Annotated in this window: 17 protein-coding genes; 13 read left to right on the forward strand and 4 right to left on the reverse strand. The window is 69.0% G+C overall.

Annotated features, from left to right (window positions below):
* Nucleotides 1-364: 364 nt before the first annotated feature.
* The 4 genes from uvrC to VNS22_RS22180 are packed head-to-tail and all read left to right on the forward strand — an operon-like array spanning nucleotide 365 to nucleotide 3,624.
* Complete coding sequence (gene uvrC / locus VNS22_RS22165) at nucleotides 365-2,281, forward strand: excinuclease ABC subunit UvrC (protein WP_414653413.1); 1,917 nt, start codon at nucleotides 365-367, stop codon at nucleotides 2,279-2,281.
* Between the two features lie 14 nt (nucleotides 2,282-2,295).
* Nucleotides 2,296-2,898 carry a CDP-diacylglycerol--glycerol-3-phosphate 3-phosphatidyltransferase gene (gene pgsA, locus VNS22_RS22170; RefSeq protein ID WP_349261866.1) on the forward strand — a complete coding sequence of 201 codons (603 nt, stop codon included), beginning with the start codon at nucleotides 2,296-2,298 and terminating at the stop codon, nucleotides 2,896-2,898.
* On the forward strand, nucleotides 2,895-3,146 hold the full coding sequence (moaD, locus tag VNS22_RS22175; protein WP_325736358.1) for a molybdopterin converting factor subunit 1: 252 nt from the start codon (nucleotides 2,895-2,897) through the stop codon (nucleotides 3,144-3,146). The genes pgsA and moaD overlap by 4 nt, the downstream gene beginning before the upstream one ends.
* A gap of 4 nt (nucleotides 3,147-3,150) precedes the next feature.
* The gene (locus VNS22_RS22180; RefSeq protein WP_325736360.1) at nucleotides 3,151-3,624 is read left to right on the forward strand and encodes a molybdenum cofactor biosynthesis protein MoaE; all 474 of its coding nucleotides are present in this window, start codon (nucleotides 3,151-3,153) and stop codon (nucleotides 3,622-3,624) included.
* Nucleotides 3,625-3,646: 22 nt separating this feature from the next.
* Here the strand turns inward: VNS22_RS22180 and VNS22_RS22185 are convergent, their stop codons facing one another.
* On the reverse strand, nucleotides 3,647-4,222 hold the full coding sequence (locus VNS22_RS22185; RefSeq protein ID WP_325736361.1) for a hypothetical protein: 576 nt from the start codon (nucleotides 4,220-4,222) through the stop codon (nucleotides 3,647-3,649).
* A gap of 23 nt (nucleotides 4,223-4,245) precedes the next feature.
* Nucleotides 4,246-4,686 (reverse strand): hypothetical protein, encoded by a 441-nt coding sequence (locus VNS22_RS22190; protein WP_325736362.1) that lies wholly within the window; start codon nucleotides 4,684-4,686, stop codon nucleotides 4,246-4,248.
* A gap of 371 nt (nucleotides 4,687-5,057) precedes the next feature.
* Here VNS22_RS22190 and VNS22_RS22195 point away from each other — a divergent pair, with 371 nt between their 5' ends.
* The 3 genes from VNS22_RS22195 (at nucleotide 5,058) to VNS22_RS22205 (ending at nucleotide 6,444) form a co-directional block, all read left to right on the forward strand.
* Complete coding sequence (locus tag VNS22_RS22195) at nucleotides 5,058-5,636, forward strand: PadR family transcriptional regulator (protein ID WP_325736363.1); 579 nt, start codon at nucleotides 5,058-5,060, stop codon at nucleotides 5,634-5,636.
* On the forward strand, nucleotides 5,633-5,944 hold the full coding sequence (locus tag VNS22_RS22200; RefSeq protein ID WP_325736365.1) for a DUF2218 domain-containing protein: 312 nt from the start codon (nucleotides 5,633-5,635) through the stop codon (nucleotides 5,942-5,944). The genes VNS22_RS22195 and VNS22_RS22200 overlap by 4 nt, the downstream gene beginning before the upstream one ends.
* A gap of 95 nt (nucleotides 5,945-6,039) precedes the next feature.
* On the forward strand, nucleotides 6,040-6,444 hold the full coding sequence (locus VNS22_RS22205; RefSeq protein ID WP_325736366.1) for a DoxX family protein: 405 nt from the start codon (nucleotides 6,040-6,042) through the stop codon (nucleotides 6,442-6,444).
* A 44-nt stretch (nucleotides 6,445-6,488) separates the two neighbouring features.
* Here the strand turns inward: VNS22_RS22205 and VNS22_RS22210 are convergent, their stop codons facing one another.
* Entirely contained in the window at nucleotides 6,489-6,791 is a 303-nt protein-coding gene (locus VNS22_RS22210; protein ID WP_325736368.1) for a hypothetical protein, read from the reverse strand.
* A 531-nt stretch (nucleotides 6,792-7,322) separates the two neighbouring features.
* A complete protein-coding gene (locus VNS22_RS22215) occupies nucleotides 7,323-8,084 on the reverse strand; it encodes an NRDE family protein (protein ID WP_325736370.1) in 762 nt (253 codons plus the stop codon).
* A 113-nt stretch (nucleotides 8,085-8,197) separates the two neighbouring features.
* On the opposite strand from VNS22_RS22215, the gene VNS22_RS22220 reads away from it, so the two are divergent.
* The 6 genes from VNS22_RS22220 to VNS22_RS22245 all read left to right on the forward strand — a co-directional run bounded on the left by VNS22_RS22220 (nucleotide 8,198) and on the right by VNS22_RS22245 (nucleotide 14,214).
* The gene (locus VNS22_RS22220; protein ID WP_325736372.1) at nucleotides 8,198-8,521 is read left to right on the forward strand and encodes a DUF1476 domain-containing protein; all 324 of its coding nucleotides are present in this window, start codon (nucleotides 8,198-8,200) and stop codon (nucleotides 8,519-8,521) included.
* Complete coding sequence (locus VNS22_RS22225; protein WP_325736374.1) at nucleotides 8,518-8,721, forward strand: succinate dehydrogenase assembly factor 4; 204 nt, start codon at nucleotides 8,518-8,520, stop codon at nucleotides 8,719-8,721. The genes VNS22_RS22220 and VNS22_RS22225 overlap by 4 nt, the downstream gene beginning before the upstream one ends.
* A gap of 147 nt (nucleotides 8,722-8,868) precedes the next feature.
* Nucleotides 8,869-9,930: a recombinase RecA gene (gene recA / locus VNS22_RS22230; RefSeq protein WP_325736376.1), complete on the forward strand. Its 1,062-nt coding sequence runs from the start codon at nucleotides 8,869-8,871 to the stop codon at nucleotides 9,928-9,930.
* Nucleotides 9,931-9,971: 41 nt separating this feature from the next.
* A complete protein-coding gene (gene alaS, locus VNS22_RS22235) occupies nucleotides 9,972-12,611 on the forward strand; it encodes an alanine--tRNA ligase (protein ID WP_325736378.1) in 2,640 nt (879 codons plus the stop codon).
* Nucleotides 12,612-12,833: 222 nt separating this feature from the next.
* Nucleotides 12,834-13,646, forward strand: a complete 813-nt coding sequence (locus VNS22_RS22240) for a TIGR04290 family methyltransferase (RefSeq protein WP_349261867.1) — start codon at nucleotides 12,834-12,836, stop codon at nucleotides 13,644-13,646.
* 151 nt (nucleotides 13,647-13,797) lie between these two features.
* Nucleotides 13,798-14,214 carry a DUF2946 family protein gene (locus VNS22_RS22245; RefSeq protein WP_325736382.1) on the forward strand — a complete coding sequence of 139 codons (417 nt, stop codon included), beginning with the start codon at nucleotides 13,798-13,800 and terminating at the stop codon, nucleotides 14,212-14,214.
* Nucleotides 14,215-14,222: the final 8 nt, after the last annotated feature.

A 14,222-nucleotide genomic window follows, 5' to 3' on the forward strand; every position in this document is an offset into this window, starting at 1 on the left:
CCGCTTGACGATGCGGCCCTGATACTCGGCGATCAGGGGTTCGACGAATTCCCGGCGATGCGCCTTGAGCCGGGCGAGGGTGCGGTCCTCGTCCTGTTCCATGAGCCGGCTGTAGCCGACGATGTCGGCAGCCAGGATGGCGGCGAGCCGCCGCCAAGTCCGGGTGGTCGCCACAGGCACCCTCCCGACCGGCGCATCGTCCGCCCGGGCAGGCGGTACTATAGCATGGCGCGCCATGGACGGCCTCGCGGCGATGGCCTTCCCGCGCGCAAGCAATCCGATCATCCGCCCGGGACCGGTGCCGGCGCCGCCAGTGGTGCCCGGCTGCCTTGACCAAAGCCTCACGCGTCGTCAGATGACGACCATGCCTGCCGCCGACTCCCAGCCGCCCGTCGCCACCACCCCGCCAGCCGTCCTCGTGGAAGCCGAAGCCGTGACGCTCCGGGGTGCGGAGCTGATCCGCCGGGAGCTCGCCCGCCTGCCGAACGCGCCCGGCGTCTACCGGATGCTCGACGAGAAGGGGGCCGCCCTCTACGTCGGCAAGGCCAAGAGCCTGAAGAAGCGCGTGGTCGCCTATACCCGGCCGGAGCAGTGCAGCGCCCGCATCCGGCGGATGATCGTGCTCACCCGGGCCATGGAGTTCGTCACCACCCATACCGAGGTGGAGGCGCTGCTGCTCGAAGCCAACATGATCAAGCAGCTCCGCCCGCACTTCAACATCCTGCTGCGCGACGACAAGTCCTTCCCGTTCATCGCGATCGACACCCGGCAGGACTTCCCGCAGATCCGCAAGCACCGCGGCACCCGGCTCAAGGGCGTGGACTATTTCGGCCCGTTCGCCTCCTCGGGCGCGGTCGACCAGACGCTCAAGGCGGTGCGGCGCGCCTTTCCGCTGCGCTCGTGCAAGGACAGCATCTTCCAGAACCGCTCGCGGCCGTGCCTGGAGCACCAGATCAAGCGCTGCAGCGCGCCCTGCGTCGGCCGGATCAGCAAGGAGGACTATGCCGGCTTGGTGGGCGAGGTGAAGCTGTTCCTGGCCGGCCGCTCGCGCGAGGTCCAGGCACGCCTGGAGGCCGAGATGATGCAGGCCGCCGAGGAGATGGCGTTCGAGCGGGCAGCCGCGATCCGCGACCGGATCAAGGCGTTGGCCCATGTCACCGCGCACCAGGGCATCAACACCGAATCGGTCGACGATGCCGACGTGGTGGCGCTGGCGGTGGAAGGCGGTGCCGCCTGCGTCCAGGTGTTCTTCTACCGGGGCGGGCGCAACAACGGCAACCGGCCCTACTACCCGGCGCACACCAAGGACGCGGAGCCGGCCGAGATCCTGGAGGCCTTCCTGGCGCAGTTCTATGCCGACCGGGTGGCCCCGCCGCTCCTGCTCCTGTCCGAGGAGGTGCCGAGCCGCGAGCTGCTGGCCGAGGCCTTCGCCTTCCATGCCAGGCGCAAGGTCGAGCTGGCCACGCCCAAGCGCGGCGAGAAGCTGAAGCTGGTGGAGCTGGCCCGCACCAATGCGCGCCAGGCGCTGGCCCGCCGGCTCGCCGAGGAAGGGGCGCAGTCCCGCCTCCTGGAAGCGCTGGGCAACCTGCTCGGCACGGACGAGCCTCCCAGGAGCGTGGAGATCTACGACAACAGCCACATCCAGGGATCGGACGCGGTGGGCGTCTGCGTGCGGGCCACCGCGCAGGGCTTCGACAAGTCCGGCTACCGCACCTTCAACATCAAGAACCCGGAGACCCGGCCGGGCGACGACTTCGCCATGATGCGCGAGGTGTTCGGCCGGCGCTTCGCCCGGCTGCAGAAGGAGGACCCGGAGCGGGCCACCCTCGCCTGGCCGGACGTGGTGCTGATCGATGGCGGGGCCGGCCAGCTCCATGCCGCCCGCGCCGTGCTGGACGAGCTCGGCATCGAGGAGCAGTGCCTGGTCGGCGTCTCCAAGGGACCCGACCGCGATGCCGGGCGGGAGAAGCTCCACCTGGAGGGCCGGGACGAGCCGATCGCGCTGGAGCAACGCGATCCCTTGCTTTATTTCATTCAGCGGCTCAGGGACGAGGCGCATCGGTTCGCGATCACCACTCATCGCGGCCGGCGCGGCCGGCGGACCGAGCGGTCGGCGCTGGATTCGGTTCCCGGCATCGGCCCGCGCCGCAAGAAGGCCCTGCTCGCCCGCTTCGGTTCGGCACGGGGCGTGGCGGAGGCGGGCGTCTTGGACCTGGAGCAGGTGGACGGCGTCAGCGCCGCCATGGCGCGGACCATCTACGACCATTTCCGCGGCGGCTGAAGGAGCCCGTCCCGTTGCAGATGACCCTGCCGAACATCCTGACCCTGTTCCGGATCGTACTGATCCCGGTGGTCATGGCGATGTTCTATGTCGAGGGGAACTGGGCGCGCTGGGTCGCCTGCGCGATCTTCCTGCTCGCCGCCACCACCGACCTGCTGGACGGCTGGATCGCGCGCAACTGGCGCCTCCAGTCCGCCTTCGGCCGCTGGCTGGACCCGGTTGCCGACAAGCTGCTGGTGGGGGCCACCGTGGTGATGCTGGTGGGCTTCCACCGGGCACCCCTGATCCCGGCCGTGGTCATCCTCCTGCGCGAGATCGCCGTCTCCGGCCTGCGCGAATACATGGCCGAGGTGCGGGTCGGCATGCCGGTGACGCCGCTCGCCAAGTGGAAGACGGCGGTGCAGATGGTGGCGATCTGCTTTCTGATCCTGGGCCCGGCCGGCCCGGACTTCCTGCTCACCGAGATGGTCGGCTTCTGGGGCATCTGGCTGGCCGCGGCCCTCACCCTGCTCACCGGCTGGGATTACCTGAACGCCGGGCTGCGCCACATGGCGGCCGACCACCCGCCGCCCCCGCCGCCCCATCCCACCACGCCGCTGGGAGCCCGTCAGCCTTGAAGATCCTGTATTTCGCCTGGCTCCGGCAGCGCACCGGCACCTCCGCCGAGACGATCGAGCTGCCCGCGGACGTCCATACCGTGGCAGAGCTGATGGAGCATATCGGCCAGCGCCACCCTGCGTTCGCCGAGGCGGTGGCGGCCAAGGGGATCGTGCGCTGTGCGGTCAACCAGCGCCATGTCGACCGCGACCATCCGGTGGCGAACGGCGACGAGGTCGCCTTCTTCCCGCCGGTCACCGGGGGCTGACGCGGTGGCGGTGCGCGTCCAGGCGGAGCCGTTCGATGTCGGGCGGGAGCTGGCCCGGCTCACCACCGGCAATACCGGGATCGGCGGGGTCGCGAGCTTCACGGGTCTGGTGCGCGAGTTCGCCGGCGGGCGCCGCCTGACCTCGATGACCCTCGAGCACTATCCCGGCATGACCGAGCTGGAGCTGGCGCGGGTCGAGGCCGAAGCGCTGGCCCGTTGGCCGCTGGACGCCAGCCTGATCGTCCACCGCTACGGGAAGATGCTGCCGGGCGAGCCGATCGTGCTGGTCGCCACTGCCTCCGCCCACCGCCACGCCGCCCTGGAATCCTGCGCCTTCCTGATCGACTGGCTCAAGACCCGCGCCACCTTCTGGAAGTTCGAGGAAGGCGAGGGCGGCGGCCTCTGGGTCGAGGCCAAGGAAGCCGACGACGAGGCCACCAGGCGCTGGCACCTCGCCACCGGCGGCGAGCTGGTCTGAGCCAGCCGCCGGCCGGGCCGGTTCAGCCCTGGCAGGTGTAGCACATGGTCTCGAACAGGACCTGGGTGCAGAAATAGTTGGTGACGGTGCTGCCGTTCACGCAGGTCTCATTCCACTCCACCCAGCAATTGTCCGCCGGCTCGCACACGGTCTGCCGGTTGTTCTCCGGGCAGTTCGGATCGCTGACTTCCCTGGTCGGGCCGGTGCAGCCGCCGCCCCAGGGTGCCACCGGCGAGCAGCCGATCGTCACCGTCACGGTATTGTTGCCCACCTTGGTGTTGGTCAGGGTGAAGTCCGCCTTGTTCGGCGTATCCTCGGCCAGAATGTTCTCGGTGAAGATGTGCCAGCTGCTGGTCCAGTGGTCGCTGTGGCCACCCCAGTAGTAGTAGGCCTGGGCCGGGCAGTAGAGCGCCCAGCCCTTGGTCTGGTCCTTCTTCAGGGTGAGCTGGACGTCGACGGTCTGGCAGCTCGGCACGGCGTTGCCGTCGACCGTGCAGGGGTCGGCCTGGGCGGCACCCGCGGCCAGGGCCAGGCCGAGCATCGCCAGGCCGGCGGTCCGCTGGGCGGCGTGGCGCGGACGAAGATTGGGCAGGATCATCGATCTTCCTCACTCGGCCGGGCTCAGCGGCCCTCGACGGGATGGTTGCCGTAATGGACCAGGCGCCCCCGCATGGTCGGGATCTGCGTCGAGCAGCCGAAGAAGACACGGGTCTGGCCGGGTGCCAGGCCGGTCTGCTCGTGCAGGCGCACCCAGGCGCCCCGCGGCAGCCCGCTCTTGGTGTCGATCGTCCGCAGGAGGGTGAGGTGCATGCCCGGGCTGACGATCGCCGACCAGTTCCAGAAGTATGGCGCCGTGTGCGGGCAGTACATCCGGATGTCGCGCTGCTCGCCGGACAGGACGGCCTCCTTCTTCGAGGCGAGGGTCACGCAGCCGGGCACGCCGCCCTGCCCGCCGGTGAAGCACTCGTCCCGCGCGGTGCGCGGCTCGATCGGCGGCGCGCCGGCCGCCCAGGCGGCATGGGGCGCTGCCAGGCTGCCTGCCGCCGCCACGGCAGCCGCCACGACGCAGCCTCGGCACCGATGCCCAAACCGTCTAGAGCGCACGTCGCTGCCTCCCGGCCTGTCATGTCTGGAGCATTGCCGGACCTGCAGGCCGCAAGTCCTGGCTCTTTGGATGTAATGTGTATGAAGTCTCTGACCATAACGGAGCCTGCGGGCGCGGAAATCGACAAGCATCTGTATTCTACTATTTGCACGATGACTTGCCGGCACATGCCATCTCTACGCCCGCCAGTGAACTGGTGCCGGGTCCCGGCGCGGCCGCCAGGGTAGAGGTGGCAGGTCGTGGCCCCCGGGTGCACGGCACCGGCTTGCATATCGTCAGGATTAGATATATCGAAAATTTAGCTATATCGGATGTGCCTGGAGCGACGATGCGACATGGACCTGGCCATGGCCGGTGCGGGCCCGAAGGTCACAGGCGGCGGTTTGGCCGCGACGGACTCCATGGGCCGCGCGAGGGCGGCCGCGGTCGCGGGCGGCTTGGTGCCCTCGGGCGGTTCTTCGCCCATGGCGACCTGCGCCTGGCGATTCTCCACCTGATCGCGGAGAAGCCCCGGCACGGCTACGAGATCATCAAGGACATCGAGCAGCGGGTCGGAGGCGCCTACAGCCCGAGCCCGGGCGTGATCTATCCGACCCTGACCCTGCTGGAGGAGCTCGGCCAGGTCACGGTCACCGCCGAGGGTGGTCGCAAGCTGCACGCGATCACCGACCAGGGCCGCGCCTTCCTCGCGGCGAACCGCCCAGGGCTGGATGCCCTGCTGGAGCGGATGGAGGAGGCTGGCCGCGCCGGCGATGAAGGGCCGCCGCCGCAGGTCGTGCGAGCCATGGAGAACGTGAAGCTGGCCGTCCGCCTGCGCCTTGCCCGCGGCCCGCTCACCACCGAACAGGCGGATGCCATCGCCGCGGCGCTCGATGCCGCGGCCACCAGCGTGGAGCGCATCGGATGAACACGGGCGACGCCATGCTCTCGTCGGAGGCGCGCGTGCCGACCGCTGTGCCGAGCCGCTACCTCCAGCAGCTCTGCAAGCATTTCCAGCACAAGCTGCCGGCCGAGTTCGACCCGCGGCATGGTCGTGTCGCGTTTCCGGCCGGACAGTGCGAGCTGGCTGCCCTGGCGGAAGCCGGCATCCTGCACCTGCGGGTCACCGCCAGGGACGAGAAGGGACTGGCCAGGCTCGAGGACGTGGTCGGGCGCCATCTCGAACGATTCGCGTTCCGGGAGAAGCCCGAGATCCACTGGACGCGCGCCGCCTGACCTGCCTCCATGGGCTGCCCGCCAGGTGGCAGGCAGGAAGCCGGGACGCCGGGGGACCGCCCGATCCGTTCCGGCAGCACAGGGGAGAAGCAGCCATGGACAAGGACGAACTCCTGACCGTGTGGGCGCCCCGCGCCCTCAGCATCCTGCGCATCGTGGCAGCCCTGCTCTTCTTCGAGCACGGCACCCAGAAGCTGCTGGGCTTCCCGCCGCACGAGAGCCCCCCTGCCGTCATGTCGATGTCCTGGATCGCGGGATTGCTGGAACTGGTCGGCGGCGCCTTCCTGATCCTGGGCCTGTTCACCCGGCCGGTGGCCTTCATCCTCTCGGGTGAGATGGCCTTCGCCTACTGGATCGCGCACGCGCCGCGGAGCTTCTTCCCGGTGCTGAACGGCGGCGACGCCGCCATCCTGTACTGCTTCGTCTTCCTCTACCTGGTGTTCGCCGGCCCCGGCCCCTGGAGCATCGACGCGATGCGCGCGCGGGATCGCCGGTTCTAGCCGCTCGGTCCCACCAGCCCGGCCGACCCGTCCGCCGGCCCGGCCTATAGCATGGCCATGGTCGGCGCGCTCATCGCATGGCCCTGAGCGATCGCCATGACGAACTGCTGGCGGGCCCGGAAGTCCGGCTTGAGCCGATGCTCCTGGCACCAGAAGCGAAAGTGGCGGGGATCGAGATATACCTTGAGCGGCAGTCCCCCCTGCGCCTGGATCTGCGCGAAGCCCTGCGTGGCCAAATCCAGCCATTGATCATAGTCGCCCGGCAGGCGGTCGCCATCCACGAACAGCTTCCGCAACTCCGGGTAAACCTCTCGACGATACCACGGAATCCCGATTGGCGTCTGCATGGGAAGTCTGCACCTTCACTGTAGTCAAGGCTGTGATGATGGAACGGAGGCGGAAGTTCTGGCCGGAGGCGTATGCTCATCCGGCTTTGCCTCCTGTGCCGGCCCGCGTGCGGGATCAATTCTCGCACAGGCCAAGTTGATGTGAAATGTCAGAAGTCACCGGCGATGATCCAGTTGTCGTGCATCGCCATGCAATCGGCATGGCATCCGGTAGCAATCTTCTGAAGCATCGTCTTGGGGTGATCTGTCCAGTTGCGTAAAAGGCGGGCAGATGACTTTGCGGGTCTGACCGGATGAGCCTGCTTACCGTGGCTGTCACTTCGCCCGAATTAACCTATCATAAGATCGCCCGATGAATAATTGATTGCAGAATCCTTGCCGGCCCGGCCATTGCATCGTTCCGGCCCGCCGGGCCGATGCCCGGCGGTTTCCTTTCCGGCAGGCGCAGCAACCCGTCACCAAGGCGCAAGGTTCCGCCGGCGACACGGCACGCCGGCCCGGCATGAAGCCGGGACGGTGCGTCGGTACAGTTCAGCCGCGGGCCTGTCGGGGCGTGCCCGTCGCGACCGGCTGGAAGTCCACCCGGTCGGGCGGCCCGTCGGCGTGCAGCCACAGCGGAGGCACGGCCGGATCGGCCGGGATCGCGACCAGGCTGGAGGACACCGTGCCGTAGCCGTCCGGCCGGCGGATCAGCAGGCCTTCGCCCGGGTCGCGGCCGGCCGGCGCGGGCGTGGCCAGGAGCAGCCGCCAGCCCGACCAGTCACCGCTCGCCGGGTCGGGCAGGTCGGCGCTGAACGGCCCGCGGAACCGGGCGATCCTGGGCGAGGCCGGGTCGTTCAGCTCGCCGGAATCGATCATGGATACGCCGTCCGGCACCGGCGCCACCCGGATCGGCCCGTTGCCGGCATGGCGGATCCAGAACGCTTCCCTGGTGTCGGCGACGATCAGGTTGAACGGGCGGAAGGCCCGCTCGTCCAGCTCGGCCAGGGCCGAGGCGCTGTCCTTCGCCGAGAGGTGCTGGACCGCGTCCAGCACCAGCTCGCCGCGGCTGCGCTTGCCGGGCAGGGGACCCAGCGTGCCCTTGCGGTTCAGCATCGCCGCCAGCACGCCCGTGTCGGACAGCGCCAGCCAGCTTCCGCCGGCCAGCTGGTCGAGCCCGCCCAGGATCTCCGGCTGGTCCGGCCAGTGCCGGCCGGGTGCTGCCGAGGGCCGGCCGATCATCTCGTCGCGGTTGGCGGCCACCAGAAGCGGCCAGGCATGGTCCGGCCGGCGGCAGATCACGAGGGTGCACAAGGCCGTTGCTTCTCCTGGCGGAAGGCGCCGTTTTGCCGCCCGCCGCGCTGGCGTTGGGCAGGGTGGCTCCCTATATCTGGTGTCGTCGGACGACGAAGACAGCAGGAGCCACGATGACGACCTTCGATGATCGGGAGCGTAACGAGGAGGCACGGTTCCGGCACGATCAGGAGATCTATTTCAAGGTCCGCAATCGGCGGAACAAGCTGCTCGGTCTGAAGATCGCCAACGATTATCTCGGCCTGCACGGCGACGAGGCCGCTTCCTATGCCAAGGACGTGGTGATGGCCGACTTCGAGCGTCCGGGTGACGACGACGTGGTGCAGAAGGTCCGCACCGACGTGGCCGCGGCCGGCAAGTCGATCTCCGATCACATGATCGAGAAATATCTCGAGCAGTTCGAGGCGAGCGCGCGCGCTTCGGTCAAGGCGGAATGAGCCGGCCCGCTTCCGAGAAGATGCCGGTCCAGCCAGATGAGCGGCCGGTCCTGCAGCCCGAGGCTGGGCAGGAGCGTCCCCCGGCCGATCCCGGACTGGTCGGTCCGGTGCAGCCGGCAGGCGAGCAGAACGGCCCGAAGGGGCCGGAGCCGACCAGGTTCGGCGACTGGGAGAAGGACGGGCGCTGCTTCGACTTCTGAGCCGGGCCGGCTGATCCGTGCCGGGCAGGAACGGCGAGGCAGGGCAAATCGTCGCGCGCAACGACAAATTCGTGTATCCGCCCGAGCACGACGGGCAGCGAAGGTGACCCGCGGCAGGGCCGGGCGTCACCGATAGGAGTTGCATCCATGGCGGAAGCTTCGGTTCAGCGGCGCGAGGGCGGCGACCGGCAGCGTGCGCTGGACGCGGCGCTCAGCCAGATCGAGCGCGCGTTCGGCAAGGGCTCGGTCATGCGCCTGGGCCAGTCCCAGGCCGGCGCCGACATCGAGACCATTTCCACGGGCTCGCTGGGCCTCGACATCGCCCTCGGCATCGGCGGGCTGCCCCGCGGCCGGGTGGTCGAGATCTACGGGCCCGAGGCGTCGGGCAAGACCACGCTCTGCCTCCACGTCATCGCGGAAGCGCAGAAGGGCGGCGGGACCTGCGCGTTCGTCGACGCCGAGCATGCGCTCGACCCGACCTATGCCAAGAAGCTCGGCGTCGACATCGACGACCTGCTGATCTCGCAGCCGGACACCGGCGAGCAGGCGCTGGAGATCACCGACACGCTGGTCCGCTCCGGTGCGATCGACGTGGTGGTGGTCGATTCAGTGGCGGCCCTGGTGCCCAAGGCCGAGCTCGAGGGCGAGATGGGCGACCAGATGCCGGGCCTCCAGGCCAGGCTGATGAGCCAGGCCCTGCGCAAGCTGACCTCCAGCATCAGCCGCTCGCGCTGCATGGTGATCTTCACCAACCAGATCCGCAGCAAGATCGGCGTGATGTTCGGCAGCCCCGAGACCACCAGCGGCGGCAACGCGCTGAAGTTCTACGCCTCGGTCCGGCTCGACGTCCGTCGCATCGGCCAGATCAAGGACAAGGACGAGGTCGTCGGCAACCAGACCCGCGTCAAGGTCGTTAAGAACAAGGTCGCCCCGCCGTTCAAGGTGGTCGAGTTCGACGTCATGTACGGCCAGGGCGTGTCCAAGACCGGCGAGCTGATCGACCTCGGCATCCGTGCCGGTGTCGTCGAGAAGTCCGGCTCCTGGTTCTCCTACAAGGACACGCGCATCGGCCAGGGCCGGGAGAACGCCAAGAACTACATGGTGCAGAATCCGGAGGTCGCGGCCGAGCTGGAAGGCATCATCCGGCAGAGTGCCGGCATCTCCGGTGCCGCCGCCTTGCTTGACGAAGACCGCACGATCGAGGACTGACCGGTCCTCGATCGCCGTATCCTTCTCCTTTCGGACGACCCATGGCCAGCGTCAGCGAGATCCGCTCGAAGTTCCTCGATTATTTCGGCCGGCACGATCACGAGATCGTCGCCTCGGGTCCGCTGGTGCCCCATAACGACCCGACCCTGCTGTTCACCAACGCAGGCATGGTCCAGTTCAAGAACGTCTTCACCGGGCTGGAGCAGCGCAGCTACCAGCGTGCGACCACCGCGCAGAAATGCGTCCGCGCCGGTGGCAAGCACAACGACCTGGACAATGTCGGCTATACCGCCCGGCATCACACCTTCTTCGAGATGCTGGGCAATTTCTCGTTCGGCGACTACTTCAAGGAGCGCGCGATCGAGCTGGCCTGGAACCTGATCACCCGGGAATACGGCCTGCCCGCGGAGCGCCTGACCGCCACCGTCTATGCCGAGGACGACGAGGCGTTCGATCTCTGGAAGAAGATCGCCGGTCTCCCCGAGAGCCGGATCATCCGCATCCCGACCTCGGACAATTTCTGGGCGATGGGCGACACCGGTCCCTGCGGCCCGTGCTCGGAGATCTTCTTCGACCATGGCGACAAGGTCGCGGGCGGCCCGCCCGGCTCGGCCGACGCCGATGGCGACCGGTTCATCGAGATCTGGAACCTCGTGTTCATGCAGTTCGAGCAGGTCGACAAGGCGACCCGCGTGAACCTGCCCAGACCCTCCATCGACACCGGCATGGGCCTGGAGCGCATCGCCGCGGTCCTCCAGGGCAAGCACGACAATTTCGAGATCGACCTGTTCGCGAAGCTGATCGCCAGGAGCGAGGAGCTGACCGGCACGCCGGCTGAGGGCCCGCAGCGCCCCTCGCACAAGGTGATCGCCGACCATCTGCGCGCCTCCGCCTTCCTGGTGGCCGACGGGGTGATGCCGTCCAACGAGGGGCGCGGCTACGTGCTGCGCCGGATCATGCGCCGCGGCATGCGCCACGCCCAGCTCCTGGGTGCGCGCGAGCCGCTCATGTACCGGATGGTCCCGACCCTGGTCGAGGAGATGGGCAAGGCCTATCCGGAGCTGGTCCGCGCCGAGGCGCTGATCACCGAGGTGCTGAAGCTCGAGGAAACCAATTTCCGCCGCACGCTGGAGCGCGGCCTGCGCCTGCTGGACGAGGAGGTGACCACGCTCGGCGAGGGCCAGCCGCTCTCGGGCGAGGTCGCGTTCAAGCTCTACGACACCTACGGCTTCCCGCTGGATCTGACCCAGGACGCCCTGCGCGCGCAGAACCGTGCGGTCGACCTGGAGGGCTTTGAGGCGGCGATGGAGCGCCAGCGCGCCGAGGCGCGCAAGCACTGGAAGGGCTCCGGCTCCTCGGCGATCGCCCCCATCTGGTTCGAGCTGCGCGACCAGGCTGGTGCTACCGAATTCCTGGGCTACGAGACCCCCACCGCCGAGGCGAAGGTGGTGGGCCTGGTGGTCGGCGACGCACTGGTGAATGAGGCTTCCGCCGGCACCGAGGTGCTGCTGGTCGCCAACCAGACCCCGTTCTACGGCGAATCCGGCGGCCAGGTCGGCGACACCGGTACGATCTCCGCGGGCGACGCCGTGGTGACGGTCACCGACACCCAGAAATATCTGGGCGACCTGTTCGTCCATGTCGGCAAGGTCGAGCGCGGCACGATCCGGCAGGGCGACGACATCAGGCTCGCGATCGACGCGGACCGCCGCGCCCGCATCCGCCGGGCGCATTCCGCCACCCACCTGATGCACAAGGCGCTGCAGCGCCATCTGGGCGCCCATGTCGCGCAGAAGGGCTCCAAGGTCGAGCCCGATCGGCTGCGCTTCGACTTCAGCCACCCGAAGGCGATGACGCCGGAGGAGATCGGCATGGTCGAGCGCGAGGTGAACCACTATCTGCGTCAGAACGCGCCCACCGCCATCCGGATCATGGCCAAGGAGGACGCGGTTCAGACCGGTGCCATGGCCCTGTTCGGCGAGAAATACGGCGACGAGGTCCGGGTCGTCTCGATGGGCGAGGGCGAGGACGGCAAGACCTACTCCGTCGAGCTGTGCGGCGGGACCCATGTCGCCCGCACCGGCGACGTCGCCCTGTTCAAGATCCTCGCCGAAGGCCCGGTCGCGGCCGGCATCCGCCGGATCGAGGCGATCACCGGCGAGGCCGCCCTGCTCCATGTCGAGGAGGAGGAGGCCGTGCTCGGCCGGGCCGCCGCCGCCCTGAAGGTGCCGGCCCGCGACCTGCCGGCCCGGATCGACGCCCTGGTCGAGGAGCGCCGCAAGCTGGAGCGCGAGTTGGCCGATTTGCGCCGCAAGATCGCGACCGGCGGCCTCGGCAGCGAGAATGCCGCCCGCCAGATCAATGGCATCGCCTTTGCTGCCCGCGCCCTGGAAGGCGTGCCGGCCAAGGAGCTGCGCGGCACCGCCGACGAGCTGAAGAAGCAGATGGGCTCGGGCGTGGTCGCCCTGGTCTCGGTCACCGACGGCAAGGCCGCGGTGGTGGTGAGTGTCACCGATGACCTGACCGACCGGCTGGATTCGGTGGCGCTGGTCCGCCGGGCCGTGACCGCACTGGGCGGTCAGGGCGGCGGCGGCCGGCGCGACTTCGCCCAGGGTGGCGGCCCGGACGCCTCTCAGGCGGCAGCGGCCATCGCCGCGGTGGAGGCGGCGTTGGCCAACTGACCGACGCCGTTCCCTCGTTCTCCCTGCCCGACTGACCCGGGCACCCTAGGCTGCCCACTGCCTCGTCCGCCGCTCCGGTGCCGGACGAGGCGGCTCCCTGGTGCCAGCCGTATGCCGGAACGCGGCCCACCATCCCTGCGTTAACCTTCGATGGCGGCAGCCATGGCTGCCGCTGCGGACGGCTTTGGCGTGGAGACGAGCGGCATGGGCGAGCGGCGTGGAATGAACGGCAGCGACCTCGCGGCCCGGCAGGCGACGATCCGGCGCCGGATCGAGGAGCTGGCACCCTGGTTTCACAATATCGACCTGAACGGCATCCCGACCGCGCCCGACCATCCGCTGAACGACTACCCGACCTGGAAGTGGCGGCGCTTCGCCCACGCCGTGCCTGAGGACCTGTCCGGCCGCACCGTGCTCGACATCGGCTGCAATGCCGGGTTCTACGCGCTGGAGATGAAGCGCCGCGGCGCGGAGCTGGTGGTGGGGATCGACGAGGACGAACGCTATCTGAGCCAGGCCCGGCTCGCGGCCGAGGTGACCGGGCTGGAAGTCGAGTTCCACCGGCTCTCCGTCTACGACGTCGCCCGGCTCGCCCAAAAGTTCGATCTCGTGCTGTTCATGGGGGTGCTCTACCACCTGCGCCACCCGCTGCTCGCCCTCGACCTGATCCACGAGCACGTGGCGGGTGACCTGGTCCTGTTCCAGACGATGCAGCGCGGCAGCGACGTCGTGTGGGAGCTGGAGGAGGATTACGGCTTCTGGAACGACAGCATCTTCCACTATGCCGGCTTCCCCGCGATGTACTTCATCGAGCAGCGCTACGCCGGTGACCCGAGCAACTGGTGGATCCCCAATCGCGCCTGCGCGGAAGCGATGCTGCGCAGTGCCGGCTTCGAGATCCTCCAGCACCCCGAGGACGAGGTATATCTCTGCCGGCGCGTTCCGGCACCGGCGACGCGCGGGGCACCCCCGGCGCTGCGCCCGCCGCATCCGGACGAGGCGATGACCGCCCGCCGCCACAAGCGGCTAGAGTGACGGTGCGGGACGGATGGCGCCCGCTGGACCCTTCGGCATGTCGGATGCCGGAGCCGCCGGGGAATGTGTTTTTCTCCGCTTCGGCCGGTAAACCCGGTATATATCCAAGGTTCAACTAGGCAGCAGCTCGAGACTTCGGCACCATCCAAGGATGCGTGCGGTCCCGACAGCCACAGGACGATCGGCCGGTCAGCGCCTGACGGCACTGGCCGCTGCCAGCCTGTTCGCCCTGCAATTGCTGCTGGCGGCGGTCGGCTCGGCCTGGCTCGCCGCTCCGGCGGCAGCCGGGCCTCTGCTCGTGCCGATCTGCGCGGACGGCCATCTCACCTGGATCGATCCTCCTGCTCTCCCAGACGAGGAGCACGAGGATCCGGGGCAGGCTGCCCTCGACTGCGCCAAGTGCTGCCCGCATCTGGCCCATGCCCTGCTGCCACCCCGGCCGCCCCGGCTGGTCGAGGTCACCGGGCGGCAGGTCGAGCCCGCACCGCTGCCGTTCCTCGCCGTGCGCGCCGCCCGCTCGACCGCAGCGCCGCCACCGCCACGCGGACCGCCCCCCTCGCAAGCCTGAGCTGACGG

The sequence above is a fragment of the Geminicoccus sp. genome, assembly GCF_035556675.1.
In the GTDB taxonomy this organism is placed as follows: Bacteria; Pseudomonadota; Alphaproteobacteria; order Geminicoccales; family Geminicoccaceae; genus Geminicoccus.

Coding starts and splice junctions, on each gene's coding strand:
- VNS22_RS22245 (WP_325736382.1), top strand. CDS start 13,798: ATGCGTGCGGTCCCGACAGCCACAGGACGATCGGCCGGTCAGCGCCTG.
- VNS22_RS22185 (WP_325736361.1), bottom strand. CDS start 4,222: ATGATCCTGCCCAATCTTCGTCCGCGCCACGCCGCCCAGCGGACCGCC.
- VNS22_RS22210 (WP_325736368.1), bottom strand. CDS start 6,791: ATGCAGACGCCAATCGGGATTCCGTGGTATCGTCGAGAGGTTTACCCG.
- uvrC (WP_414653413.1), top strand. CDS start 365: ATGCCTGCCGCCGACTCCCAGCCGCCCGTCGCCACCACCCCGCCAGCC.
- VNS22_RS22205 (WP_325736366.1), top strand. CDS start 6,040: ATGGACAAGGACGAACTCCTGACCGTGTGGGCGCCCCGCGCCCTCAGC.
- VNS22_RS22220 (WP_325736372.1), top strand. CDS start 8,198: ATGACGACCTTCGATGATCGGGAGCGTAACGAGGAGGCACGGTTCCGG.
- VNS22_RS22200 (WP_325736365.1), top strand. CDS start 5,633: ATGAACACGGGCGACGCCATGCTCTCGTCGGAGGCGCGCGTGCCGACC.
- VNS22_RS22240 (WP_349261867.1), top strand. CDS start 12,834: ATGAACGGCAGCGACCTCGCGGCCCGGCAGGCGACGATCCGGCGCCGG.
- VNS22_RS22225 (WP_325736374.1), top strand. CDS start 8,518: ATGAGCCGGCCCGCTTCCGAGAAGATGCCGGTCCAGCCAGATGAGCGG.
- alaS (WP_325736378.1), top strand. CDS start 9,972: ATGGCCAGCGTCAGCGAGATCCGCTCGAAGTTCCTCGATTATTTCGGC.
- recA (WP_325736376.1), top strand. CDS start 8,869: ATGGCGGAAGCTTCGGTTCAGCGGCGCGAGGGCGGCGACCGGCAGCGT.
- VNS22_RS22195 (WP_325736363.1), top strand. CDS start 5,058: ATGCGACATGGACCTGGCCATGGCCGGTGCGGGCCCGAAGGTCACAGG.